Origin of the sequence: Neobacillus drentensis, assembly GCF_036966985.1 — a bacterium.
Classification (GTDB): Bacteria; Bacillota; Bacilli; order Bacillales; family Cytobacillaceae; genus Neobacillus; species Neobacillus drentensis_E.
In genome coordinates this window covers 322-1682 of sequence record NZ_JBALSN010000699.1, presented here as the reverse complement: position 1 = coordinate 1682, position 1361 = coordinate 322, and the positions used below count along the sequence as shown (strand labels likewise).

General features: G+C 37.9%; 1 protein-coding gene. It reads left to right on the top strand.

Annotation, left to right across the window (positions count from 1 at the left end; genetic code table 11):
* Positions 1-581 precede the first annotated feature (581 nt).
* Positions 582-1361 (top strand): hypothetical protein (locus V7659_RS30695; RefSeq protein ID WP_335543786.1); only part of this gene is annotated, 780 nt, incomplete at its 3' end.

The window sequence follows — 1361 nt, the reverse complement described above, 5'->3', positions numbered from 1 at the left end:
AGGCTATACTAATCAAACGTTTGGTTGAATCGAATTCAAGAACTGAATCAGAAGCAATCACCACCAAAGAGGGCAAGAAGATTGTCGAGATACGCTCGAAAATTCCGCAGGAAATAACCCACTTTTCTACAGAAAAAGATTAATTTCTTCCAAACTTCCATTATTCTACTAAAACCCCACCTTTTCGAAACTACAAAAACGTTTGGTTAAAATTTTCCTCCGCAGGCTCCACACTTAATTTTCTCACTCTAAATGGCCAAAAAGATTGTCGAGGAATGTCTTCAAAAACCACTCCTCAGAGGGACAATTCTCTTGTTTTCAGCCAAGTTAGTTCCTGGACCATAAGAACCGGGCCAACCATCCCCTCGGTCTACAAATTGATATGAAAAGTGGATGAAATTGCAAAAATCGGCCTCAAATTTCACTTTTGACCCCCAAAATGACACGTTTCACTACAAAAACGGCTCCAAATTTGAATTTTAGTCATTCGATTCATACTGCCAAAACCGCTATTGTGAAGGTGCTAGCAATTTAGATTTGATGATTAGAAAGCACAAATCAATCGTAGAGGGTGTTAGGAAATGGCGGGTTTAAAATCGGGCAATATTGAAGGATTCGAGCAGTTTTCACAATTTAGTTCGCTTAAAGAATTGAATACTCATATCGAGATGTGGTTAGCGGTCCACAAGCATGATTTTTCAAAAGGGGAATTAGTTGGGTTTAAGAGGCTGGTTCGTTTTTCTGCAAAAATACCTGGCGTATGCAATGCCAAAATAGGAACGGTCTTAAAAGCGATTCACGAAGAATACAACCTTAAAGGAATCTCGCGCTCTACCTTTAAACGAATGATTCTAAAGGCAAAAGAAATGGGAATTCTATCAGTTTATGAAACAGAAAGAAGAAATGGTTCGCAATCTAGTAACCTATATATTATCAATCGTTTTCCTTCAAATGAACTACCTAAAGAGGAAATCTTGAACCACCCTATAGAAACTAATGATCTTTTAAAAACTGAAAAAGATCAAAAGATAAAAGAACGTAAAGAGGAATCGTCCGAATTAGATCATACCTATGTGAGCGACCGAGTTCCACAGCCTTTTGTCCAGCTAGTAAAATGCTTTTTTCCTGAAGCAAAGACAATCGAGGAGTATTGGAGGACGGTGAAGATGGCTGCAGCTAGCTACAGTTTGGAACTTGATCTCAATCATATCCAAGATATTGCCATCCAATCCTTTAAGCAGCTCATAAGGAAGCTGAAATTCAACAGAAATGTCAAAAATCCATTCGCGTATTTTTATGGAATCGCAGAGAATAAGTTTTGCGTACTATTTCATGAAATACTCAGGGATAAGTATGATCTA